25 protein-coding genes are annotated in these 20,987 nt (G+C 67.6%); 11 read left to right on the top strand and 14 right to left on the bottom strand.

Features of this window, described 5'->3' with window-relative positions:
- Positions 1 to 56: 56 nt before the first annotated feature.
- The gene (locus ACW175_RS11480; protein WP_492104591.1) at positions 57 to 1,118 is read left to right on the top strand and encodes a GGDEF domain-containing protein; all 1,062 of its coding nucleotides are present in this window, start codon (positions 57 to 59) and stop codon (positions 1,116 to 1,118) included.
- Positions 1,119 to 1,271: 153 nt separating this feature from the next.
- A complete protein-coding gene (locus ACW175_RS11475) occupies positions 1,272 to 2,087 on the top strand; it encodes an enoyl-CoA hydratase/isomerase (RefSeq protein ID WP_492104590.1) in 816 nt (271 codons plus the stop codon).
- Here the strand turns inward: ACW175_RS11475 and ACW175_RS11470 are convergent.
- The 3 genes from ACW175_RS11470 to ACW175_RS11460 are packed head-to-tail and all read right to left on the bottom strand — an operon-like array spanning position 2,074 to position 3,857.
- A complete protein-coding gene (locus ACW175_RS11470; RefSeq protein WP_492104589.1) occupies positions 2,074 to 2,481 on the bottom strand; it encodes an ACT domain-containing protein in 408 nt (135 codons plus the stop codon). The two genes, ACW175_RS11475 and ACW175_RS11470, sit on opposite strands and share 14 nt — an antisense overlap.
- Positions 2,478 to 2,882, bottom strand: a complete 405-nt coding sequence (locus ACW175_RS11465; RefSeq protein ID WP_492104588.1) for a DUF6165 family protein — start codon at positions 2,880 to 2,882, stop codon at positions 2,478 to 2,480. Before ACW175_RS11465 ends, ACW175_RS11470 begins: the two co-directional genes overlap by 4 nt.
- Positions 2,883 to 3,857, bottom strand: a complete 975-nt coding sequence (locus ACW175_RS11460; RefSeq protein WP_492104587.1) for a glycosyltransferase family 9 protein — start codon at positions 3,855 to 3,857, stop codon at positions 2,883 to 2,885. It abuts the gene before it with no gap.
- 99 nt (positions 3,858 to 3,956) lie between these two features.
- Here ACW175_RS11460 and ACW175_RS11455 point away from each other — a divergent pair, with 99 nt between their 5' ends.
- Entirely contained in the window at positions 3,957 to 4,517 is a 561-nt protein-coding gene (locus ACW175_RS11455; protein ID WP_492104586.1) for a TetR/AcrR family transcriptional regulator, read from the top strand.
- Between the two features lie 13 nt (positions 4,518 to 4,530).
- Entirely contained in the window at positions 4,531 to 5,325 is a 795-nt protein-coding gene (locus ACW175_RS11450) for a lysophospholipid acyltransferase family protein (RefSeq protein WP_492104585.1), read from the top strand.
- Here ACW175_RS11450 and ACW175_RS11445 read toward each other — a convergent pair.
- From ACW175_RS11445 to ACW175_RS11405, 9 genes are read right to left on the bottom strand one after another with little or no spacing between them, the layout of a single operon-like run.
- The gene (locus ACW175_RS11445; protein WP_492104584.1) at positions 5,322 to 5,522 is read right to left on the bottom strand and encodes a hypothetical protein; all 201 of its coding nucleotides are present in this window, start codon (positions 5,520 to 5,522) and stop codon (positions 5,322 to 5,324) included. The two genes, ACW175_RS11450 and ACW175_RS11445, sit on opposite strands and share 4 nt — an antisense overlap.
- The gene (locus tag ACW175_RS11440; protein ID WP_492104583.1) at positions 5,522 to 5,926 is read right to left on the bottom strand and encodes a HesB/IscA family protein; all 405 of its coding nucleotides are present in this window, start codon (positions 5,924 to 5,926) and stop codon (positions 5,522 to 5,524) included. Before ACW175_RS11440 ends, ACW175_RS11445 begins: the two co-directional genes overlap by 1 nt.
- 14 nt (positions 5,927 to 5,940) lie before the next feature.
- Complete coding sequence (locus tag ACW175_RS11435; protein ID WP_492104582.1) at positions 5,941 to 6,300, bottom strand: SUF system Fe-S cluster assembly protein; 360 nt, start codon at positions 6,298 to 6,300, stop codon at positions 5,941 to 5,943.
- Between the two features lie 8 nt (positions 6,301 to 6,308).
- Positions 6,309 to 7,535 (bottom strand): aminotransferase class V-fold PLP-dependent enzyme, encoded by a 1,227-nt coding sequence (locus ACW175_RS11430; protein ID WP_492104581.1) that lies wholly within the window; start codon positions 7,533 to 7,535, stop codon positions 6,309 to 6,311.
- The gene (sufD, locus tag ACW175_RS11425; protein WP_492104580.1) at positions 7,535 to 8,563 is read right to left on the bottom strand and encodes a Fe-S cluster assembly protein SufD; all 1,029 of its coding nucleotides are present in this window, start codon (positions 8,561 to 8,563) and stop codon (positions 7,535 to 7,537) included. Before sufD ends, ACW175_RS11430 begins: the two co-directional genes overlap by 1 nt.
- Positions 8,560 to 9,309: a Fe-S cluster assembly ATPase SufC gene (gene sufC, locus ACW175_RS11420; RefSeq protein WP_492104579.1), complete on the bottom strand. Its 750-nt coding sequence runs from the start codon at positions 9,307 to 9,309 to the stop codon at positions 8,560 to 8,562. The genes sufD and sufC overlap by 4 nt, the downstream gene beginning before the upstream one ends.
- Before the next feature lie 2 nt (positions 9,310 to 9,311).
- On the bottom strand, positions 9,312 to 10,781 hold the full coding sequence (gene sufB, locus ACW175_RS11415; protein ID WP_492104578.1) for a Fe-S cluster assembly protein SufB: 1,470 nt from the start codon (positions 10,779 to 10,781) through the stop codon (positions 9,312 to 9,314).
- The gene (locus ACW175_RS11410) at positions 10,781 to 11,920 is read right to left on the bottom strand and encodes a cysteine desulfurase family protein (RefSeq protein WP_492104577.1); all 1,140 of its coding nucleotides are present in this window, start codon (positions 11,918 to 11,920) and stop codon (positions 10,781 to 10,783) included. Before ACW175_RS11410 ends, sufB begins: the two co-directional genes overlap by 1 nt.
- Positions 11,917 to 12,378, bottom strand: a complete 462-nt coding sequence (locus tag ACW175_RS11405; protein WP_492104576.1) for an Rrf2 family transcriptional regulator — start codon at positions 12,376 to 12,378, stop codon at positions 11,917 to 11,919. Before ACW175_RS11405 ends, ACW175_RS11410 begins: the two co-directional genes overlap by 4 nt.
- A gap of 180 nt (positions 12,379 to 12,558) precedes the next feature.
- On the opposite strand from ACW175_RS11405, the gene ACW175_RS11400 reads away from it, so the two are divergent.
- Positions 12,559 to 13,209 carry an alpha/beta hydrolase gene (locus tag ACW175_RS11400; RefSeq protein ID WP_099577728.1) on the top strand — a complete coding sequence of 217 codons (651 nt, stop codon included), beginning with the start codon at positions 12,559 to 12,561 and terminating at the stop codon, positions 13,207 to 13,209.
- Positions 13,210 to 13,335: 126 nt separating this feature from the next.
- Positions 13,336 to 14,631, top strand: coding sequence for an NAD(P)/FAD-dependent oxidoreductase (locus tag ACW175_RS11395; protein WP_492104575.1), 1,296 nt, complete (start codon positions 13,336 to 13,338; stop codon positions 14,629 to 14,631).
- A gap of 3 nt (positions 14,632 to 14,634) precedes the next feature.
- On the opposite strand, the gene ACW175_RS11390 is transcribed toward ACW175_RS11395, so the two are convergent.
- Positions 14,635 to 15,741 carry an anhydro-N-acetylmuramic acid kinase gene (locus tag ACW175_RS11390; RefSeq protein ID WP_492104574.1) on the bottom strand — a complete coding sequence of 369 codons (1,107 nt, stop codon included), beginning with the start codon at positions 15,739 to 15,741 and terminating at the stop codon, positions 14,635 to 14,637.
- Between the two features lie 43 nt (positions 15,742 to 15,784).
- On the opposite strand from ACW175_RS11390, the gene ACW175_RS11385 reads away from it, so the two are divergent.
- The 5 genes from ACW175_RS11385 (at position 15,785) to ACW175_RS11365 (ending at position 19,677) form a co-directional block, all read left to right on the top strand.
- Positions 15,785 to 15,835: a hypothetical protein gene (locus ACW175_RS11385; RefSeq protein ID WP_492104948.1), complete on the top strand. Its 51-nt coding sequence runs from the start codon at positions 15,785 to 15,787 to the stop codon at positions 15,833 to 15,835.
- Positions 15,836 to 15,928: 93 nt separating this feature from the next.
- On the top strand, positions 15,929 to 17,266 hold the full coding sequence (tyrS, locus tag ACW175_RS11380; RefSeq protein ID WP_492104573.1) for a tyrosine--tRNA ligase: 1,338 nt from the start codon (positions 15,929 to 15,931) through the stop codon (positions 17,264 to 17,266).
- Positions 17,267 to 17,343: 77 nt separating this feature from the next.
- Positions 17,344 to 17,805, top strand: a complete 462-nt coding sequence (locus ACW175_RS11375; RefSeq protein WP_492104572.1) for a peroxiredoxin — start codon at positions 17,344 to 17,346, stop codon at positions 17,803 to 17,805.
- A 248-nt stretch (positions 17,806 to 18,053) separates the two neighbouring features.
- The gene (locus tag ACW175_RS11370) at positions 18,054 to 19,205 is read left to right on the top strand and encodes a M23 family metallopeptidase (RefSeq protein ID WP_492104571.1); all 1,152 of its coding nucleotides are present in this window, start codon (positions 18,054 to 18,056) and stop codon (positions 19,203 to 19,205) included.
- Positions 19,186 to 19,677: a bactofilin family protein gene (locus tag ACW175_RS11365; protein WP_492104570.1), complete on the top strand. Its 492-nt coding sequence runs from the start codon at positions 19,186 to 19,188 to the stop codon at positions 19,675 to 19,677. The genes ACW175_RS11370 and ACW175_RS11365 overlap by 20 nt, the downstream gene beginning before the upstream one ends.
- An 86-nt stretch (positions 19,678 to 19,763) precedes the next feature.
- Here the strand turns inward: ACW175_RS11365 and prfB are convergent.
- A protein-coding gene (gene prfB / locus ACW175_RS11360; protein ID WP_492104569.1) for a peptide chain release factor 2 occupies positions 19,764 to 20,886 on the bottom strand; the annotation gives its coding sequence in 2 pieces (ribosomal slippage) (positions 19,764 to 20,816 and positions 20,818 to 20,886; 1,122 coding nt in all).
- Positions 20,887 to 20,987 lie beyond the last annotated feature (101 nt).

The raw sequence follows: 20,987 nt of genomic DNA, 5'->3' as shown, positions 1-20,987 counted from the left end.
GGCGCTCCAAGCGTCGGCGTTTCCGCCAGGGGAACCGCTGAACGGGGGAAGATGAGATGTCGGACGTCGAAACCACGCTGCGCGGTCCCGAAGCGTACAAGATCGCCGCACGTGCTCTGGAGCTCATGGAGCGCCACCAGGTTTGGCCGACCGCGCTGAACTTCGAACTGTGGACCCACTATGTGGCCGATCCCGACGGCGCCCTGGCCCGTGAACTGACCCGCCTGATCTCGCTAGGCGAGCCGATGACCGAACTGGTCAGCGAAGAACTGGCCGCGACCTACCTGCCCAAGGCGCGCCTGAACGAACAGATTCGCGACGCCGGCGACCTTCTGTCGAAAGAACTGGAAGCGGTCTCCAAGGCCATCCAGAACGCTCAGAAGTCCAACGCAGCCTTCGGCAAGCAGCTGGCCGGCGCCAGCAAGAGCCTGGATGCGCCGACCGACGTCGATGCCATCAAGACGCTCGTTTCGGGTCTGGCCGACGCCACCCGCCGCGTCCACAAGGAAAACCAGTCGCTGGAAACGCGCCTGGCCGACTCCACCGCCGAGGTCGAACGCCTGCGCGAGCACCTGGAACAGGTTCGCCGCGACGCCACCACCGACGGTCTGACGAACCTCGCCAACCGCAAGGCCTTCGACGAAGAGCTGGAGCGCGCCTGCGCGGAGGGCGACGAGCAGAACGCCAGCATCTGCCTGGCCGTGCTCGATATCGACCATTTCAAGGGCTTCAACGACACCTGGGGCCACCAGACCGGCGACCAGGTCATCCGCTACGTCGCTTCGGTGATCGGCCGCGTCGCCGCCCCGCCGCGGTTCGCCGCCCGCTACGGCGGCGAGGAATTCGCCATGATCTTCCCGCGCGAGTCGGCCGCGACCGTCGCCACCACCCTGGAAGAGATCCGCGTCGAGGTCTCCTCGCGCATGCTCAAGCGCCGTTCGACCAACGAGGACCTGGGCGCCATCACCATTTCGTCGGGCTTCGCGGAGCGAAAGTCGGGCGAGAGCGGACACTCTCTCATGGAACGCGCCGATGTGGCGCTCTACGCCTCCAAGCGTGGCGGCCGCAATCGCGTCACCGCGGCGGAGTCCATGCCGGCCTCGGCCAACGCGGCCTGAACCTCTTCAGCAGAAGACCTACCTTAGGCGCCGCCGGTCTCACGATCGGCGGCGTTCTCATGTGAAGATTCCAACTTCTTTGGAAAATTCCACTGGCCTTCCCAAGGGGCAAAGGCGCCTAGACTTCCCCAAAGACCAAGGGAGGACCGCGCCGTGGACTATCAGAAGATCCGAGTCTCGACCGAAGACGGCATCGCGACCGTCACCCTCGCCGATCCCTCCACGCTGAACGCCGCCAGCCTGGAGATCGCCCGCGAGCTGACCCACGCCTTCGCCCAAATCGCTCATGGGGCCGCGGCCGGCAAGATCGAGGCCCGCGCGGTGATCCTGACCGGCGAAGGCCGCGGCTTCTGCTCGGGCGCCAACCTGTCGGGCGGCGGCGCGGCCGGGCGTGAACTGGACGTCGACGGCAAGCCGGACGCCGGCTCGGCGCTGGAAAGCACCTACAATCCTCTGATGACCCTGCTGAAGGATTTCCCGCTGCCGATCGTCACGGCGGTGAACGGTCCGGCGGCCGGTGTCGGCTGCTCCATCGCCCTGATGGGCGATATCATCGTCGCCGCCGAGAGCGCCTATTTCCTGCAGGCCTTCCGCCGCATCGGCCTGGTTCCCGACGGCGGCTCGACCTACCTGCTGCCGCGCTTGATCGGCAAGGCGCGGGCCATGGAGATGATGCTGCTGGGCGACAAGATTCCGGCGACCAAGGCCCTGGAATGGGGCCTGGTCAATCGCTGCGTCCCGGACGCCGAGTTGATCCCGACGGCCCGGGCCCTGGCCCTGGAACTGGCCCGAGGCCCGGCGGCGCTGGGGGCCATCCGCAAGCTGGTGTGGGACAGCCTCGACAGCGACTGGACCGGCCAGCTGCACGCCGAGCGCAAGGCCCAGAAATTCGCCGGCAAGACCGAAGACTTCCTCGAGGGCGTCGCCGCCTTCCTCCAGAAACGCGCGGCCTCGTTCAAGGGGCGGTAGCGGCGGCCTGTAGCTGGCGCAGGGTCTCGAGGGCCTCGTCGGCGCGATCCGCTGGCACGAAGACGTGGTCGTGGTTCAGCGCCGCGACCATGTTGCAGGCGATCCCGGCCTCGGCCAGGGCCGTCGCCACGGCGGCCGTCAGGCCGACGCCGTCGAGGGCCGAGTAGACGTTCAGCGTGATCAGAGCCATCGGCGCCTCGACCGGAAAGCCAGCGGCTCGCGCCGCGTCGCGCTCGAGGATCAGGCTCACGCCCTCGGCTTCGCGGAACATGGCCAAGGGCTCAAGCCCCGCCCAGTCGCGGTCGCCGGCGGCGCAGAAGACATAGGCGCCGGGCTTCAGGTCCGGCGTCATGCCAGCCACCATTTCCCGAGCGCCGCGAACGACTTGGGTCATTCTCCGGACGTCGCGAGATAGGGCTTGTAGCTCTTCTCCTCGACGATTTCCGAGCCGGCGGCTTCGTTGATGGCGCGCTTGATGGCGGCGCGCTTGTCGTTGTCGATATAGACGCGGCGGGCCAGGGCGACGAAGTCCGGGCCGAAGTCCTGGCGTCGTTCGCAGTCGCGCTTGCCGTCCTCGATGTCCCACAGCGCGGCGTTGACGGTGGTCAGTTCGTCGGTCAGGCGGGCGATGTCGGCATTGTCGGGCAGGTGCTCGGCGGCCGTGGCCTCCAGCAGGGCCAGCTCCTTGCGGACATTGGCTTCCTTGGCCGGATCGCCGATGCGCTGGGCCTTGACCCGCAGGATGGTGATCTTGTCGACCAGTTCGCCCGCCGAGATCGGCGCGAGGATGGACATTCAGGCGGCTCCCGTGACCAGACGTTCCAGCGCCGCCCAGGCCACGTCGACCGGCAGGGCGCCCATTCCGCTTCCGTAGTCCTCGGCGACCAGCATCTCAAGCCGACGGGCGGCCGGGCGAAACTTCACCGACTTGCGGCGGTCCTGTTGCAGAGACAGCAGCGGCGCGCCGCCGGCGGCCAGCATGTGGCCCGGGCCGGCGTCGTTGGCGACGCCCGCCGCCAGCCGTCCCGCCATGGCGATGACCAGCAGCGGCCCCTTCACGGCCGTGAGGCCGTCCGTACGGTTCCGCTCGGGCTGAAGCGCTTGCGGGACCTCCCGCGCGGCCACGGCGGCGTCCTCGGCCTCGTCGGGGCCGAACAGGAAGACCGGCGTCCAGCCCTTGGCGACGATCCGGCGCGCCAGCTCCAGATAGTTCTCCAGCGGCCAGCGCTTGTCCTGGCCGCCCGCGCCGGGCGCCAGGCCGACATAGGTCGGGCCGGTCGGCAGCAGCGCCTCGGCGGCCTTGAAGGCGTCGGGGTTGTTCAGCGCCAGTGGCGTCGGCGCGCCCTGCCCGTCCGTGGCCAAGTTCAGCAGCCGCGCCAGACGGTCGGTGACGGCCGCCGGCCAGTCCTTGTCGCGCGCATGGCGGGCGGCCGAGACGAAGCGTCCAGCCGCACCGCGATGGGCGACACCGCTGCGGCGCAGGTTCTCCTGAGTGTCGATGACGAGGTCGAACTTGCGGCCGTCGAACGGCTTGGACCACGGCAGACCGTCCAGCGGCCTGGCGCCGTTACGGCCGTCCAGGATCACCTCATCGACGTAGCCGGCGACCACGGCCTTCAGCGGCCCCGCGTAGACCGTCTCGCCCTTGGCCGCGCACCAACTGATGCGGGCCTCGGGAAAGGCCGCGCGGAGGCCGGCGATGAAGGGCAGCTTGATCAGGCCGTCGCCGATCACCTCGCCCATCGAATAGATCAGAACCGTCTGGACCATGGCCGTGTGTCGCCGCCCCGCCGCCCGGGGTCAAGCCGATCACGGAAATGTAAGTGAACGCTCACTTGCGCTTTGAAGGCGGTGTGAGATGCTCGCCTCATGAGCGCCAAGCCTCGCATCGAACGGGCTGCCCTCGAGGCCTTCGTCGTCGAAGGCGTCGACGCGGCCACCACCAAGACCATCGCCGCCCGCGCCGGCGTGTCGGAAGGCGCGATCTATCGCCACTGGAAGAGCAAGGACGCCCTGGCCGTTGGCCTGTTCATGGACTGCCACAGACGCCTGTCGAGCTTGATCGAGGACGAGGCCGGCGCGGTTCACGGGGTCGAAGCCAAGGCCGAGGCCCTGGTGCGCGCCTATTGCGCCGTGGCCGATGAGGATTGGCTGTTGTTCTCGTTCCACCTGCTGCAGCTGCATCACTTCCTGCCCTACTACCAGGAGGACGGGCGCGACCCGGTCACCCTGGTCGAGACCATCATCAAGCGCGCCATGATGGATCTCCAGCTGCCGCCGGGCGATCCCCGGGTGCTGGCGGCCATGGCCATCGGGGTCATCACCCAGACCGCGCAGAACAAGGCCTATGGCCGTCTGGGCGACGACGCCCTGTCGGCCCACGCTCCCCTGATGACGGCGGCCGTCAAGGCCGTGCTCTTCGCTCGTTAGAGAGACCAATCCCATGCGCAGCGCGCTGTTCAACGCCTACTACTGGGTCCTGTCGATCTTCTATGGCCTGTCGGCGGCGTTCGCGGCGCTCGCGCCCGGACGCGAGGCCGTGACCTTCACGCTGCGGCTCTATAGCCGGCGGATGCTGTGGGCGCTGGGGTTCTTCGCCGACGTGAAGGTGCAGCTGAAGGGCCAGGAGAACCTGCCCGAGGGCCCCTGCATCATCGCCGCCAAGCACCACAGCTGGGGCGACGGCTTCGTGATGTTCGCCCATGTCGACAACCTCAGCTTCGTCACCGGCGACCACCTGGAGAAGTTCCCGCTCGTCGGGGCGATCCTGAAGAAGTTCGGGGCCATCGTCGTCGACAGTTGCGGCGGTCCCGAGGCGCGCAAGGCGCTGTCCGAAAGCGCCGCCCAGGTCGCGGCCGAGGGCCGGCGGATCCTGATCTATCCCGAGGGCCACCTGGCCGCGCCGGGCGAGCGCTTCCGCTATCGCACCGGCGTCTACTACATGAGCAAGGACTTCGGCCTGCCGGTGGTGCCGGTGGCGACCAACCTGGGTTGCTTCTGGAAGCAGCAGCAGAAGGCCAAGACGCCCGGCGCCGCCACCGTCGAGTTCCTGCCGCCCCTGCCCCAGGGCCTGGAGAAGGATGACTTCATGGCGCGGATGGAAGCGGCGATCGAAGGCCGCACGAATGAGCTGATCGCCCTGGCGCGCGGCGAGCCGGTAAAACCGTCGGTGCTGGTGGAGTGGGATGGCCGGAAGAACATAGCCACGGCGCCAAAGGCGGCGGAAGCCTCGGCCTAAACCTCGACCGGACACTCCACCGGGATCGCCACGAAGGTCCCCTCGGCGCGGCGCTTGGCGAAGTGGGTCTGGGCGCAGGTCGAGGAGCACAGCAGGCCGGTGTCCGACCAGTAGAGTGGCGCCTCGTCCTCGTGCTTGAAGCGCGGCGCGCCCCAGGCCAGGCCGCATTCGACGCAGGACGGCGTGCGAGCCAGCATCAGTGCTCGCTCGCTTCGGGGCCTTCCGGCGCCGGCTGGATCGTCACGCTCTCACCGCAGCCGCAGGCGTCGGTTTCGTTCGGATTGTGGAACACGAACTTCGACGACAGCTTGGTGATCTCGTAGTCGATCTCGGTCCCGATCAGGAACAGCACGGCCTTGGGCTCGATCAGGATGGTGACATCCTTGTCCTCGACCACCTCGTCCATCGGGCCGCGTTCGGCGGCGTATTCGAAGACGTATTCCGAACCCGCGCAGCCGCCGTTCTTCACGCCGACGCGCAGCCCCGCATAGGGCTTATCCGCCCGGGCCATGATCTCCTTCACGCGCGCGGCCGCGGCGTCGGTCAGGGTGACGACCTTGGGGCGTGGACGGCGGGGACGAGCGGTGATCGCGGCTTCCATGGGTTTTGAACCGATCAGAACATGTTCAGTTGCAGCTTGGCCTCGTCGCTCATCCGCGAGGAATCCCACGGCGGCTCGAAGACCAGCTCGACATTGCACGACTTCAAGCCGGGGATTTCCATCACCGCGTCGCGGACCCAGCCCGGCATTTCCCCGGCCACCGGGCAGCCCGGGGCGGTCAGGGTCATGTCGATGGCCACGTCCTTGTCGTCGCTGACGTCGACCTTGTAGATCAGGCCCAGCTCGTAGATGTCGACCGGGATTTCCGGGTCGTAGACGGTCTTCAGCTTCTCGATCAGCTGATCGGTCAACCGGTTGAGCTCGTCCTTCGAGAGGGCGGTCACGGGCTCGGAGGAAGCGGCGGCGTCGGTCATCGGTCGGCTCAACTGAAGAAGCTACGCGCCTTGGCCAACGCGTCCACGAACGCATCGGCTTCGGCTTCGGTGTTATATAGGGCGAAGGAGGCCCGGGCGCTCGAGGTCACGCCAAAACGGCGCATCAAGGGCTCGGCGCAATGGGTCCCGGCGCGCACGGCGACGCCGTAGCGGTCTAGCACCTGGGCGATATCGTGGGCGTGGGCGTCCTCGACCGTGAACGACAGCACCGCGCCCTTGCCGGGCGCCTCGCCCAGGATCCGCACGCCGTTGACGCCGCGCAGCCGCTCGGCGACGCGCTCATAAAGCGCGTGCTCGTGGGCGAAGGCGGCGTCGCGATCCAGGCCGTTCAGCCATTCGATCGCCGCGCCCAGGCCTACGGCCTCCAGGATTGCCGGCGTGCCGGCCTCGAAGCGATGCGGCGGATCCGCGTAGGTGATGCGGTCCATAGACACCGATCCGATCATCTCGCCGCCGCCCTGATAGGGCGGCAGAGCGGCCAGCCGCTCGGCCTTGCCATAGAGCACGCCGATACCGGTCGGACCGTAGAGCTTGTGGCCGGAGAAGACGTAGAAATCGACGTCCAGCGCCTTCACGTCGACCTTGGCGTGGACGATGGCCTGGCAGCCGTCCAGCAGCACCGGCGCGCCGGCCGCGTGGGCCAGGCGGACGATCTCGGCCACCTCGTTGACCGTGCCCAGCACGTTCGACATGTGGGTGACGGCGACCATCTTGGTGCGCTCGGACAGCAGGCCCTTGAAAGCCTCCATGTCGAGCCGGCCGTCGTCCAGCACCGGGATGAACTTCAGGACGACGCCCTTGCGCTCGCGCAGGAAGTGCCAGGGCACGATGTTGGCGTGGTGCTCCATCTCCGAGAGCACGATCTCGTCGCCGGCGTTCAGCGAGAGGCCAAACGAGCTGGCGACCAGGTTCACCGCCTCGGTGGCGCTCTTGGTCCAGACGACTTCGGTCGGCTCGGCATTGATGAACTTCGCGACGGTTTCGCGCGCCTTTTCATAGGCTTCCGTCGTTTCGTTGGCGAGCGTGTGCAGGCCGCGATGGACGTTGGCGTAGGATGTGCGAGCCAGGCCCATCATGGCGTCCAGCACCGCGTCGGGCTTCTGGGCGCTGGCGGCGCTGTCCAGATAGATCAGCGGCTTGCCGTGTACAGTGCGTCGCAGGATCGGGAACTGCTGGCGGATCGCGGCGACATCGAAGGGGGCGTCAAAGGCCATTACGCGGGACTCCCCAGCTTTCGGGCGACCCAGGCGGCGGCGATGACGCGGGCGCCTTCGTGCCCGATCCGCTCGACCACCTCGCCGACGAAGGCCACGGTCAGCATGGCCTTGGCCTCGAGCTCCGGGATGCCGCGCTGGCGGGCGTAGAAGATCGCTTCCTCGTCCAGGGCGCCGATCGTGTTGCCGTGGGCGCACGAAACGTCGTCGGCGAAGATCAGAAGCTCGGGCTTGGCGTCGATCTCGGCCTTGTCCGACAGGATCAGGGCGTGATGGCCCATCCGCGCGTCGGTCTGGTCGGCGCCGGGCGAGACCACGATGCGGCCCTGGAAGACGCCGCGCGCCTGGTCATTGACCATGCCCTTGGTCAGTTGGCTGGTGACGCCGTCGACGCCGGCATGGGTGACGACCGTGGTCTGGTCGGCGTGGCGCTGGCCGTCCAGCAGATAGACGCCGTCCAGGCGGACCTGGGCGTGGGCGCCGGGATGGTTGACCCGCGTCTCGATCCGCTGGCGGCGCGCGCCCGAGGTCAGGACGGTCTGGGCATAGGTCGCGCCGGGGGCGAGGTCGACCTCGGCGGTGACGACGTTGATGGCCTCCGCATCATCCTCGACCAGGATGATGCGCTCGACCGAAGCGCCCTCGCCCACGGCGATGTCGAGCGTGACGTCGGACACATAGCCGGCGGCGCGGCCTTCGTGGCTTTCCAGCAGGACCAGGGTCTCGCCCGGCTTGACGACCAGGGCGTGGCTGGCGGTCTGCGAGACCTTGTCGGCCAGGGCGACGAAGCGCAGAGCCACAACGCCTGAGGCGGTCTCGGCGCCGGCGACGCGGCGGCCATTGACGAACAGGGTCTCGGTCGTGGCGAGCCCGGCGAACGGACCGGCGGGAACCTCACCGTCATGCCCCGGCGCGGCCGGCGGCAAGGTCCGCAGCAGGCCCCGCAGGTCGGTCCAGCGCCAGTCCTCGTCGCGCCGCGAGGGGAGCGCGGTCAGGTCGCCGGTCTTGAGGGCGGTCGAAAGGGTCACGCCGCGACGCTCACATACTTGTCGTAGCCCTCGGCTTCCAGCTGCAGAGCCAGTTCCGGACCGCCCGAGGCGACGATGCGGCCGGCGGCCAGCACGTGGACCTTGTCGGGTTTGATGTAGTCCAGCAGGCGCTGGTAGTGGGTGATGACCAGCAAGCCGCGCTCGGGCGAACGCAGGGCGTTGACGCCCTCGGAGACGATCTTCAGGGCGTCGATGTCGAGGCCGCTGTCGGTCTCGTCCAGGATCAGGAATTTCGGCGAAAGCATGGACATCTGGAAGATCTCCATCCGCTTCTTCTCGCCGCCCGAGAAGCCGACGTTCAGGCCGCGCTTGAGCATCTCGAAGTCTATCTTCAGCGCCGCGGCCTTCTCCTTGGCCAGCTTCAGGAAGGCCGGCGCGGCGACCTCGTCCTCGCCCCGCGCGCGGCGCTGGGCGTTGAGGGCGGTGCGGATGAAGGTCAGGGCCGGAACGCCAGGAATTTCAAGCGGATACTGGAACGACAGGAACAGCCCCTTGGCCGCCCGCTCATTGGGCTCCAGCGCCAGAAGGTCGTCGCCGTTCAGGCTCGCCGAGCCCTCGGTGACCTCATAGCCGCCCCGGCCGGAGAGCACGTAGGACAGGGTCGACTTGCCGGCCCCGTTCGGGCCCATGATGGCGTGGACCTCGCCGGCCGGGACGTCCAGCGTGACGCCCTTCAGGATCGGCTTGTCTTCGACGCGGGCGTGAAGGTTCTGGATAGAAAGCATCTTTAACCGACTGATCCTTCGAGAGAAATCGCCACTAGCTTCTGGGCCTCGACGGCGAATTCCATGGGGAGTTGCTGCAGCACGTCCTTGACGAAGCCATTGACCAGCAGGGCCACGGCCTCTTCCTGGGAAAGGCCGCGCTGCTGGCAGTAGAAGAGTTGGTCGTCCGACAGCCGCGTGGTCGTGGCCTCATGCTCGAACACCGACTTGCCGTTGCGGGCCTCGATATAGGGCACGGTGTGGGCCGCGCAGTCCTTGCCGATCAGCAAGGAGTCGCACTGGGTGAAGTTGCGCGCGCCCTTGGCCTTGGGGTGAGCGCTGACCAGACCGCGATAGGTGCTGGTCGACTTGCCGGCGCTGATGCCCTTGGCGACGATCCGCGACTTCGTATTGGCGCCCAGGTGGATCATCTTGGTGCCGGTGTCGGCCTGCTGATGGCCGTTGGTCACGGCGATCGAATAGAACTCGCCCGACGAACCCTCGCCGCGCAGCACGCAGGACGGGTATTTCCAGGTGATGGCCGAGCCGGTCTCGACCTGGGTCCACGAGACCTTGGAGCGGTCGCCCCGGCAGTCGGCGCGCTTGGTGACGAAGTTGTAGATGCCGCCCTTGCCGGTCTCGGGATCGCCCGGGTACCAGTTCTGGACGGTCGAATATTTGATCTCGGCGTCTTCGAGCAGGACGAGCTCGACCACGGCCGCGTGCAGCTGGTTCTCGTCGCGCATCGGGGCCGTGCAGCCCTCCAGGTACGAGCAATAGGCGCCCTTGTCGGCGATGATCAAAGTCCGCTCGAACTGTCCGGAATCCTTGGCGTTTATCCGGAAATAGGTCGACAGCTCCATCGGGCAGCGCACGCCCGGCGGAATGTAGACGAACGAGCCGTCGCTGAAGACGGCGCTGTTCAGGCAGGCGAAATAGTTGTCCGAGGTCGGCACGACGCTGCCCAGATACTGGCGCACCAGTTCGGGATGCTCGCGGACCGCCTCGCTCATCGAGCAGAAGATGACGCCGACGGCGGCCAGCTCCTTCTTGAAGGTGGTCACGACCGACACGCTGTCGAACACCGCATCCACGGCATAGCGCGGCGCGCCTTCGACTCCGGCCAGAACCTCTTGTTCCTTAAGCGGAATACCCAGCTTGGCGTAGACGGCCAGGATCTCGGGATCGACCTCGTCCAGGCTCTTGGGGCCTTCCTTGGTCGAGGGGGCGGCGTAGTAGTAGCTGTCCTGGTAGTCGATCTTGGGGAAGTTCACCTTCGCCCAGGTCGGCTCTTCCAGCTCAAGCCAGCGGCGATAGGCTTCCAGCCGCCAGTCCAGCATCCATTGCGGCTCGTCCTTCTTGGCCGAGATGAAGCGGACGATATCCTCGGAGAGACCCTTGGGGGCGAACTCCTGCGCGATATCGGTCGTGAAGCCGTGCTCGTACTTTTCGAGCGCGGCGACGGTTTCGACAGTTTCCTTGACCGCGGCCACTACGCCACCTCCCGGCGCCGTGCGCCGATACGCTTCCAGGCGGCGAGCCAGGCGTCGCCGCACTTGTTCCAATCGTCTTCCGTGCTCGCCCAGCCGCCACTCACACGCAGAGCGAACGGGGCGAGATCGGACCGGCCCATGGCTTCCACCACGCGGCTGGCCTTGACCTTGCCCGACGAGCAGGCGCTGCCGGCGCTGACCATGACTCCGGCCAGGTCCATGTTCATGACCTGGACCTCGGAGCCGAAGCCCTCGCCGGCGAAACACAGGGTTTGCGGCAAGCGATCAGCGCTCTCGCCGAGCACGACCGCGCCTTCCGCCTGGAGCCGCTGGGCCAAGGCGTCGCGCCATTGGGCCTGTTCGGCCATCGAGGCAAGGCTTTCCTGGGCAACCCTGGCGGCCGCGCCGAAGGCCGCGATCCCCGCGACATTCTCGGTGCCGGCCCGACGGCCGCGCTCCTGACCGCCGCCGTGCTGGCGGCGGGTGATTGTGGCGCGCGTTCCGGCGACCAGGGCCCCGACGCCTTGCGGACCGCCCAACTTGTGGGCCGACAGCGCCATCGTGTCGGCGCCAAGGGCCGAGAAATCGACGGCGATCTTGCCGGCCGCCTGAACGGCGTCGACGTGCAGCAACCCGTCGTGAGCGCGGACCAGGCTGGAGGCCTCCGCCACCGGCTGAATGACGCCGGTCTCGTTGTTGGCCAGCATCACGCAGACCAGGGTCTTGCCAGGAATTTCAAGGGCCTTGGCCAACCAGGTCAGATCCGTGACGCCATTGCCATCGACCGGCAGAACCTCGACCGGCAGACCCGAGGCCTTCGCCGTCTCGGTCACCGCGTCGTGCTCGATGGCGCTGATGATGACGCGTTGGACGCCCGCGACCTTGGCGCTCTCGATGGCCAGGGCGTTGGCCTCCGTGCCGCCGCTGACGAAGGTGACGGAACCAGCGGGCACGCCGACCAGGGCCCCGACCTCGGCCCGGGCGCGCTCGACCACGTCGCGCGCGGCGCGGCCGGCGGCGTGGACCGACGAGGGATTGGCCGGGCTCCCCAGGGCGCGCAGCAGCGCCTCACGCGCCTCCGGCCGCATCGGGGCCGTGGCGTTATAGTCGAGATAGACCGATGTGCGGGACATGCTCACTCGGCCGCGATCTCCAGGGGGCCGACCGGGCGCAGCTTGCCCGCCAGGACGTCGGCGACGGAGACCGAGGCCAGGTAGCCGTGGATCTGACGGCCCATCTCTTCCCACAGGCCGTGGGTCATGCAGCGCTCACCACCGGCCATGCAGCCCTTGGCCTGGCCCTTGGTGAAGTTGCAGCGCGTGGCGCGCAGCGGTTCGTCGACCGCGAGAACGATGTCGGAGATAAAGGTCTCGGCCGACGCCTTGGCCAGCCGATAGCCACCGCCGGGTCCGCGGGCGCTGATCACCAGACCCTTGCGGCGCAGGCGCGCGAACAGCTGCTCCAGATAAGAGAGCGAGATCTGTTGACGCGACGCGATCTCGGCCAGGGCCACGGCGCGGCCCTCGCTTTCGTCCTGGCGCTTGGCCAGGTCGGTCATCGCCATGACCGCGTATCGACCTTTGGTGCTCAGGCGCATCGCCTTACCCCTTGCAGATTCCGCGCGCATCGGCTTTTGCGTGTGCTACAAGCCGCGACTTCGCGCGCGGGCCCTCCAGCCCGCGACTGGTTGCGATCTAGGAAGACCAAGCGCAGTAGTCAAGTATTCGACGCCCCAAATCGTCGGATGGCGGACCGCTCGCGAGCTCAAGGGAACGACATGCCTGATGTGATTTTGACCGGCGCGTCCGGGCGGATCGAAGGTCGCTATTCTCCGGGCAAGACCGAGACGGCGCCGATCGCGCTGATCCTGCACCCGCACCCGAAGGCCGGCGGGCACATGAACCACCCCGTGTCGGTTCAGCTGTACCACCTGTTCATGAAGCGCGGTTTCGCGACCTTGCGCTTCAATTTCCGCGGCGTGGGCCGCAGCCAGGGCGAGTTCGACGCCGGCATCGGCGAACTGGCCGACGCGGCGACGGCGCTGGACTGGCTGCAGACGTCCAACCCGGCCGCCAGCCAGACCTGGGTCGCCGGCTTCGACTTCGGCGCCTATATCGGCATGCAGCTCCTGATGCGTCGCCCGGAGACGGACGGCTTCATCTCGGTGTCGCCGCCGACCAACATGTATGACTTCAGCTTCCTGGCCCCCTGCCCGGCCTCCGGCCTGTTCCTGACGGGCTCGGCCGACACCATCACCCCGCCGGTCGAGGTGGAGCGCGTGGTCACCAAGCTGCGGACCCAGAAGGGCATCACGATCGACTACGAGGTCATCGACAAGGCCAGCCACTTCTGGACCGAGCACCTGCCCAGCGTCGAGAAGAGCGTCAGCGAGTATCTCGACAAGCGTATCGCGGAAAACCCGATCTAGACGACGTCAAGAAGGCCTCCCTCCGGGGAGGCCTTTTTCGTTTGCGCGGGGCGAGATCAAGTTCCTGGCGTAACATCGGTCGCGATCCTATATTTTCACCAATTGATGAATATCAAGGATGCGGTGATGCACTACGACATCGTCATCGTCGGCGGGGGCGCCGGCGGCCTGGAGTTGGCCTCGCGGCTGGGGCGTCGGCTGGGCGGCCGGCACGGCACACCCCATCGGGGCAAGCGCCGCGTGTTGCTGATCGATCGCTCCAGCTTTCACATCTGGAAGCCGACCCTGCACGAGGTGGCGGCCGGCACGCTGGACGTCCATCAGGAAGGCGTCTCCTATTCGATCCTGGGCCGCTCGAACGGCTTCAACTTCCTACTCGGCGAACTGTCTGCCTTCGATCCGGCCGCCAAGCGCCTGACCCTGAAGGCCATCACCGACGACGACGGCCAGCTGCTGGCGCCCGAGCGGGCCATCACCTTCACCTATGGCGTGCTGGCGATTGGCTCGGGCTCGAACCTCTTCGGCACGCCCGGCGCGGAGCAAGCGCACCTGCTGGAACGCACCGAGGACGCCGAGGCCTTTCACGCTCGCCTGCTGGCCGCCTTCACCAAGGCCTCGTTCTCGCCCGAGAAGATCATGCGCGTGGCCATCGTCGGCGGCGGCGCGACGGGCGTCGAGCTGTCGGCCGAGCTGATCGAGGCGCACCGCGAGCTGCTGGACAGCCTGGGCGACGAGCAGCGCTTCCGCCTGGACATCAGCGTGGTCGAGGCCGCGCCGCGCATCCTCAACGGCCTGCCGCAAAAGATCGCCGACAAGGCCACTCTGGCCCTGGAGCGCAAGGGCGTGGCGGTCAGAACGGACGCCAAGGTTCTGGCCGTCCACGCCGACCGGCTGGAGACCAGCCAGGGCGACATTCCGGCCGACCTGATCGTCTGGGCCGCCGGCATCAAGGCGGCCGAGGCCAATGCCGGCTTTGGCCTGGAGACCAATCGCGGCAACCAGTTCGTGGTCAACGACCATCTGGAGACCTCGGCCCCTGACATTTGGGCCCTGGGCGACTGCGCCGCCGCGCCGTGGAAGGACGGCAAGACCATCCCCGCCCGCGCCCAGGCCGCGCACCAGCAGGCCAGCTATCTGGAGCGGGCCCTCATCGCCCGACTGCACCAGGGCCGGATCGACGCCCCGTTCGTCTATCGCGACTTCGGCTCGCTGGTCTCGCTGGGTGACAACAAGGGCGTCGGCGCGCTGATGGGCGGCCTGGGCGGACCGAACTTCTTCGTCGAGGGCCTGATCGCCAAGTGGGCCTACATGTCGCTGCACCTGGATCACCACCGGGCGATCCTGGGCGTGGGCCGCACGGCGACCCTGGCGCTGGCGAGGTTGCTGCAGCAGCGGGTGTCGGGACGGCTGAAGCTGCATTAGCCCTCAGGGCGTAACGACCCGCCCGCCCGTCATCGCCGCCCTCACCCCCGTCGTCCCGGGGAAGCTGATCGGCAACCCCTTGGCCGTTCGCGCCGCAAGATAGGCGAAGGCCTCGGCCTCGATGCTGTCGCCGCGCCAGCCATAGGCCTCGGCGGCCTGCACGGGGACCGGCGCGCGCTCGGCCAGGGTCTTCATGATCGCCGGATTGTGCCGGCCGCCGCCACAGACGATCAGGGCCCCGGGCGTCTGGCCGCCTTGGCTGAAGGCGCGGAACACGCCCTCGGCGGTGAAGGCCACCAGGGTCGCGGCGGCGTCCTCGGGCGACAGGTGCGCCACGGGCTCCAGCGAGAAGTCGTAGCGATCCAGCGACTTGGGAACCGGCGCGTCGAAATACGGGCTCGACAGCAGGGCGTTCAAGGCCAGCTCGTCGACCCGGCCGACCAAGGCCAGCTTGCCATCTTTGTCGAAGCGGGCGATGCCGCGCGCCTGCAGCATCAGGTCGATCATGCCGTTGCCGGGGCCGGTGTCGAAGGCCAGCAAGCTCCCGTCCGAGCCGATCAGGGTAATGTTGGCCACCCCCCCGACGTTCAGCGCCGCCACCGGCGCGGCTAGGCCCGAGGCCCGGGCGCGGGCGGCGTGATAGATCGGGGCCAGCGGCGCCCCCTCCCCGCCGGCCGCGACGTCGGCGGTGCGGAAGTCGTAGGCGACGGGCCGACCACAGGCCTTCGCCAGACGCTCTGCATCCAGCAGCTGAACCGTGCGTCCCATACGCTCGGCGGTCGGCCGCTCGTGCAGCACCGTCTGGCCGTGGACGCCCAGCAGGTCGAACTCGCTCCAGGCCAGGCCGTGCTCTTCCAGGAAGCTCCCGGCGGCGTGGAAGTGCTCATCGGCGACAGCTTGGCGAGCCTCATCGAAGATCGCCGGCTCGGGCTCGCCACGCGGCCAGGCGCGGGCGATGTCGGTCGTCTTCAGCAGCAGATCGCGGGTCGCCTCGCGCAGCTTGCGCTCGCCCGCCGGGCCAAAGCCCTGGATCTCTTCGCCGTCGGTTTCCAGCACCGCCATGTCGACCGCGTCGAGAGAGGTGCCGGTCATGAATCCCAGGATCTTCATGGAGACGTTGACTGCCACGGTCGGCAAACGGTAGCTAGGCCCCATGATCGATGCTCGCGTCCTGGCCCGTCCCTATTACCGCCCGCTGCCATAGCGGGAGGACGACCAGCCACGTCGCCACCCCGCCTCGCCGGGGTCGCTCTCATCCAGTCGATCATGCGCTCCGGCTCCCCGCCTGGAGTTTGCAATGAAACCCTCACATTCCCTCGATTTGGCCGACCTCGCCGTGCTAGACGGCGCCACGCCCAGAATAGAGAGTCGAGCCATGTCCGCCGCGTCGCCCTTCAAGTCGGAGTTCCTGCGAACCCTGGAGGCGCGTGGCTACATCCATCAGATCACCCATCCGGATGAACTGGACGCAGCGGCCGCCGGCGGGATCGTCACCGCCTACATCGGCTTCGACGCCACCGCGCCCAGCCTGCACGTCGGCAGCCTGATCCAGATCATGATGTTGCGCCGCTTGCAGCAGGCCGGCCACAAGCCGATCGTCCTGATGGGCGGCGGCACGACCAAGGTCGGCGACCCCACCGGCAAGGACGAGAGCCGCAAGCTGCTGTCGGACGCCGACATCGCCGCCAACATCGCCGGCATCAAGCGGGTCTTCGCCAAGTTCCTGATCTTCGGCGACGGCCCGACCGACGCCATCATGGTCGACAACGACGAGTGGCTGAGCAAATTCGGCTACGTGCAGTTCCTGCGCGACTACGGCGTGCACTTCACGGTCAACCGGATGCTGGCTTTCGATTCGGTGAAGCTGCGGCTCGAGCGCGAGCAGCCCATGACCTTCCTCGAATTCAACTACATGCTGATGCAGGCCACCGACTTCCTGGAGCTGAACCGCAAGTACAATTGCGTTCTGCAGATGGGCGGCTCGGACCAGTGGGGCAACATACTGAACGGGGTGGAGCTGACGCGCCGCGTCGACCAGAAGGCCGCCTTCGGCCTCACGACGCCGCTTTTGGCCACCGCCTCGGGCGCCAAGATGGGCAAGACCATGGCCGGCGCTGTGTGGCTGAACGCCGAGCAGCTGAGCCCTTACGACTACTGGCAGTTCTGGCGGAACACGGAAGACGCCGATGTTGGCCGGTTCCTGAAGCTGTTCACCGACCTCCCGCTGGACAAGATCGCCGAGCTGGAAGCCCTCGAAGGCGCCCAGATCAACGACGCCAAGAAGGTGCTGGCGGACGAGGCCACCCGCATGGCCCACGGCGACGAGGAAGCTCGCAAGGCCCGCGACGCCGCCGAGAAGGCGTTCGAGCAGGGCGCGCTCTCGGCCGACCTGCCGACCTTCGAAGTCCCGGCGGCCGAACTGGATGCGGGCATCGTGCTGGCGGTCCTGTTCACCGACGCCGGTCTGGCCGGCTCGCGCGGCGAGGCCCGTCGTCTGGCCCAGGGCGGCGGCCTCAAGGTCAACGACAAGGCCGAGGCTAGCGCGGACCGGGTGATCACCTCGGCGGACCTCGTCGAGGGCGTGGTCAAGCTGGCGGCTGGCAAGAAGAAGATCGTGTTGGTGAAGCCTGTTTAGTTATGGGTTGATCCGTGTCCCGGCCCTGGCGTAGCCAAGGGCCGGGGCTCCCCCCTTTCTACCTGGAGACGCGTTCGATGCTGCAGCCCGGCGACAAGGCCCCCGATTTCGACCTGCCGACCGACACCGGCCGCGTCAGCCTGGCCGGTTTCAAGGGCAAGAACGTCGTTCTGTACTTCTATCCCAAGGACGACACGGCCGGCTGCACGTCCGAGGCCCTGCAGTTCTCGTCGGAAGTCGAGGAATTCCAGAAGCTGGGCGCGGTCATCGTCGGCGTGTCCAAGGACAGCGTCGCCTCGCACGCCAAGTTTCGCAAGAAGCATGACCTGACCATCGACCTGGCCGCCGACCCTCTGGGCGACGTGGTCGAGGCCTATGGCGCCTGGGTCGAGAAGAGCATGTACGGCCGCAAGTACATGGGCATCGATCGCTCGACCTTCCTCATTGACCGCGAGGGCGTCGTCCGCGAGGTCTGGCGCAAGGTAAAGGTCCCCGGCCACATCAAGGCCGTGATGACCGCCGCCAAGGCCATCAAGTAGAATTTCGCCTGGCTTTTCGTCTCTCAGGGGAACCGGTTGGTCGCCGACGTGTTGTATCGGCGCCGCTCCCTGTGACCTTTTCGCGCAAGCGCCACCGTGAACGTGGCCGTCGCGGTCAGAAATCGTTAAGGAACGTAGCGCAAGATTATATTTTGCGACTCGCGCTCACTTAGGGCGCGAACGGTCTTGCGCGTTTCCGCTTTCTCATAGCATATCCCCCAGACCTGAAACGGGGGGTTTCTTGGGCGATGGCGATCAAGCGCTTTAAGCGACTGCGGCACTCTCTCGAAGCCCTATTTCCCGAACGCCACATCTATATCCGCTCCGGCGGCGAGATGCGCGGCTACGTCTTTTCCACCAACAAGCAGCTGCTGGGCGCGTCCGTCGTCGCCGTCACCGCGCTGTGGATGGGCGTCTGCACTGCCTCGATGGCGGTCAACGCCCTGGCGGTCAGCTCGACCGACCAACAAGTCATTCGCCAGAAGGCCTATTACGAGCGCCTCAACGCCGATCGCCAGGCCCGCCTGAACAGCGCCGTGGCCCAGCTGTCGGCCACCAACGGCTCGCTCGAAGATCTGGCCGCTTCGGTCGAGAAGCGCCACGCCGCCCTCGCCCTCCTCGTTTCCGACTTCAAGGGCGTGCCCGGCGCCGCCCAGGCCCTGACCGTCGCCAAGCCGCGCCTGCTGGCCGCCAGCCCCGTTCAGCGCATCCAGGCCACCCGGATGGACCAGGAGCGCCTGATCGACGCCGCCGAAAGCTTCGCCAAGAGCCGCGCCGAGCGCCTGCGCCTGGCCATGAGGATGGCGGGCCTGGACGCCGGCAACTTCACCGGCCGCGGCGTATCGCTGGGCGGCCCGCTGATCGAGGCCAAGGATCCGCGCGCCCTCGCGGCCGTCCTCGACGTCGACGAGGATTTCGCCAGCCGCATCCAGCACGCGGCCAACGACATGTCGGACATGCGCTCGCTGGGCGCGGCCGCCAAGAAGCTGCCCTTCTACCGCCCGACCGGAAACCCGGCCCTGTCGTCCAGCTACGGCGTCCGCTTCGACCCGTTCACGCACAGGCCCGCCTTCCACTCGGGCCTGGATTTCCCCGGCGCCTACTACACCCCGATCATGGCCACGGCTCCGGGCGTCGTCTCGTTCACGGGCGTCCGCTCGGGCTACGGCAATACGGTCGAGATCGACCACGGCGGCGGCTTCAAGACCCGCTACGCCCACCTGGCCACGATCGGCGTCCGCGTCGGCGAGCGCGTCACCATCGGCTCGCGCATCGCGGCCATGGGCTCGACCGGCCGCTCGACCGGTCCGCATCTCCACTACGAAGTCTGGGTCAATGGTAAGGCCCAGAATCCCAATCGCTTCTTGAAGGCTGGTGAGTATGTTCAGCAAGCAAGCTAAGTCGAGCTCCAAGACCCCGGCTCGCATCGAACCCCTGCCGACTCCCATGGCGGCCGCCCCTGTCGACCCGGCCCGTCGCGGACCGCCGAAGGTGGCGTCCTTGCTGTCGGCCGACCTGACGATCGAGGGCTGCGTCACCGGCGAAGGCGAGCTGCAGATCGACGGCGTGGTCAAGGGCGACGTCCGCGTCGGCCGCCTGACCGTCGGCGAGACCGGCCATGTCGAAGGCGGCGTCTACGCCGAGGCCGTGGAAGTGCGCGGCCGCGTGGTCGGCGCGATCACCTCCAAGCAGGTCCGCCTCTACGGCACCTCGTACGTCGATGGCGACATCACCCACGAGCAGCTGGCCATGGAAACCGGAGCCTTCTTCCAGGGCCGCAGCCTGAAGTTCCAGCGCCCCGCTCCGGCCGCCCAGCCGGCGCCGCAGCCTGAGCAGCTGGCCATCGCCCAGGCCAAGCCCGCCGCAGGCTGAGGCTTCAGCCCTTCGATATAGGCTTCAGATACAAGAACGCCCCGGATCGCTCCGGGGCGTTTTTCGTATTTCGGGCCGGTCTGTCTCTAACCCTCGACCGCGTCGCGCGTGGCGCCGACGCGCTGGGCCAGCGAGGCGCCCATGAAGGCGTCAAGGTCGCCGTCGAGGACGCCGGCGGTGTCGGAGGTCTCGACATTGGTCCGCAGGTCCTTGACCATCTGGTAGGGCTGCAGGACGTAGCTGCGGATCTGGTGACCCCAGCCGATGTCGGTCTTCTGGTCTTCCAGCGCCTGCTGGGCGGCTTCACGCCGTTGCAGCTCGGCCTCGTAGAGACGGGCGCGCAGCATCTTCCACGCTTCTTCGCGGTTCTGGTGCTGCGAGCGCCCGGCCTGGCAGGCCACGGCGATGCCGGTCGGGATGTGCGTCAGACGCACGGCCGAGTCGGTCTTGTTGATGTGCTGACCGCCGGCGCCGGAGGCGCGGTAGGTGTCGGTGCGCACGTCCGCCGGGTTGATCTCGATCTCGATCGTGTCGTCGACCACGGGATAGACCCAGGCCGAGGCGAACGAGGTGTGGCGGCGGGCGCTGCTGTCGTAGGGGCTGATGCGCACCAGACGGTGCACGCCAGCCTCGGTCTTCAGCCAGCCATAGGCGTTCTGCCCCTTGACCAGCAAGGTCGCGGACTTGATGCCGGCTTGGTCGCCGTCGGTCTCTTCGATCAGTTCTGTCGTCATGCCGTGGGCGTTGGCCCAGCGCGTGTACATGCGCAGCAGGATGCCGGCCCAGTCGCACGACTCGGTGCCCCCGGCCCCGGAGTTGATTTCGATATAGGCGTCGTTGCCATCGGCCTCACCCGAGAGCAGGGCCTCGAGTTCGGCGCGGCCGGCGCGTTCCTTGATGGCTTTCAGCTGGGCGCGGGCGTCGTTCAGGGAATCCTCGTCGGACTCCATGTCGGCCAGCTCGGCATATTCCAGCGCGTCCTTGACGTCGCGCTCGATGCCTTGCACGGCCTCGACCTTGGCGGCCAGGGCGGCGCGCTCGCGCGAGACGGCCTGGGCCTCGGTCGGGCGATCCCAGAGGGTCGGGTCTTCGACCCGGGCGTTCAGCTCATCGAGCTTTCGGAGGGCGACATCCCAGTCAAAGACGCCTCCTGAGCAGTCCAATGGACTGCTCGATGTCAGCCGCGGCGGCCTCGACATCCGGTCGCATCACGTTACTCCGTGACAGTGTTGAAGGGCGCGGGAGCAGAGCGCGCCAGGGTTAAGTGTGCGCGGTCAACCCGCCCGGGCGCGCTCCAACTTTCGAGTCTA

The organism is Caulobacter sp. FV1ye6ST, assembly GCF_058681225.1.
Note: the sequence above shows the minus strand (reverse complement) of the source record. Positions and strands in the feature narration are given on the sequence as shown.

What these genes read in the sequence shown, in the direction of transcription:
- ACW175_RS11480 (WP_492104591.1), top strand. Translation starts at nt 57, where the DNA reads ATGTCGGACGTCGAAACCACGCTGCGCGGTCCCGAAGCGTACAAGATC.
- ACW175_RS11470 (WP_492104589.1), bottom strand. Translation starts at nt 2,481, where the DNA reads ATGACCCAAGTCGTTCGCGGCGCTCGGGAAATGGTGGCTGGCATGACG.
- ACW175_RS11465 (WP_492104588.1), bottom strand. Translation starts at nt 2,882, where the DNA reads ATGTCCATCCTCGCGCCGATCTCGGCGGGCGAACTGGTCGACAAGATC.
- ACW175_RS11460 (WP_492104587.1), bottom strand. Translation starts at nt 3,857, where the DNA reads ATGGTCCAGACGGTTCTGATCTATTCGATGGGCGAGGTGATCGGCGAC.
- ACW175_RS11455 (WP_492104586.1), top strand. Translation starts at nt 3,957, where the DNA reads ATGAGCGCCAAGCCTCGCATCGAACGGGCTGCCCTCGAGGCCTTCGTC.
- ACW175_RS11450 (WP_492104585.1), top strand. Translation starts at nt 4,531, where the DNA reads ATGCGCAGCGCGCTGTTCAACGCCTACTACTGGGTCCTGTCGATCTTC.
- ACW175_RS11445 (WP_492104584.1), bottom strand. Translation starts at nt 5,522, where the DNA reads ATGCTGGCTCGCACGCCGTCCTGCGTCGAATGCGGCCTGGCCTGGGGC.
- ACW175_RS11440 (WP_492104583.1), bottom strand. Translation starts at nt 5,926, where the DNA reads ATGGAAGCCGCGATCACCGCTCGTCCCCGCCGTCCACGCCCCAAGGTC.
- ACW175_RS11435 (WP_492104582.1), bottom strand. Translation starts at nt 6,300, where the DNA reads ATGACCGACGCCGCCGCTTCCTCCGAGCCCGTGACCGCCCTCTCGAAG.
- ACW175_RS11430 (WP_492104581.1), bottom strand. Translation starts at nt 7,535, where the DNA reads ATGGCCTTTGACGCCCCCTTCGATGTCGCCGCGATCCGCCAGCAGTTC.
- sufC (WP_492104579.1), bottom strand. Translation starts at nt 9,309, where the DNA reads ATGCTTTCTATCCAGAACCTTCACGCCCGCGTCGAAGACAAGCCGATC.
- ACW175_RS11405 (WP_492104576.1), bottom strand. Translation starts at nt 12,378, where the DNA reads ATGCGCCTGAGCACCAAAGGTCGATACGCGGTCATGGCGATGACCGAC.
- ACW175_RS11400 (WP_099577728.1), top strand. Translation starts at nt 12,559, where the DNA reads ATGCCTGATGTGATTTTGACCGGCGCGTCCGGGCGGATCGAAGGTCGC.
- ACW175_RS11395 (WP_492104575.1), top strand. Translation starts at nt 13,336, where the DNA reads ATGCACTACGACATCGTCATCGTCGGCGGGGGCGCCGGCGGCCTGGAG.
- ACW175_RS11390 (WP_492104574.1), bottom strand. Translation starts at nt 15,741, where the DNA reads ATGAAGATCCTGGGATTCATGACCGGCACCTCTCTCGACGCGGTCGAC.
- tyrS (WP_492104573.1), top strand. Translation starts at nt 15,929, where the DNA reads ATGAAACCCTCACATTCCCTCGATTTGGCCGACCTCGCCGTGCTAGAC.
- ACW175_RS11375 (WP_492104572.1), top strand. Translation starts at nt 17,344, where the DNA reads ATGCTGCAGCCCGGCGACAAGGCCCCCGATTTCGACCTGCCGACCGAC.
- ACW175_RS11370 (WP_492104571.1), top strand. Translation starts at nt 18,054, where the DNA reads ATGGCGATCAAGCGCTTTAAGCGACTGCGGCACTCTCTCGAAGCCCTA.
- ACW175_RS11365 (WP_492104570.1), top strand. Translation starts at nt 19,186, where the DNA reads ATGTTCAGCAAGCAAGCTAAGTCGAGCTCCAAGACCCCGGCTCGCATC.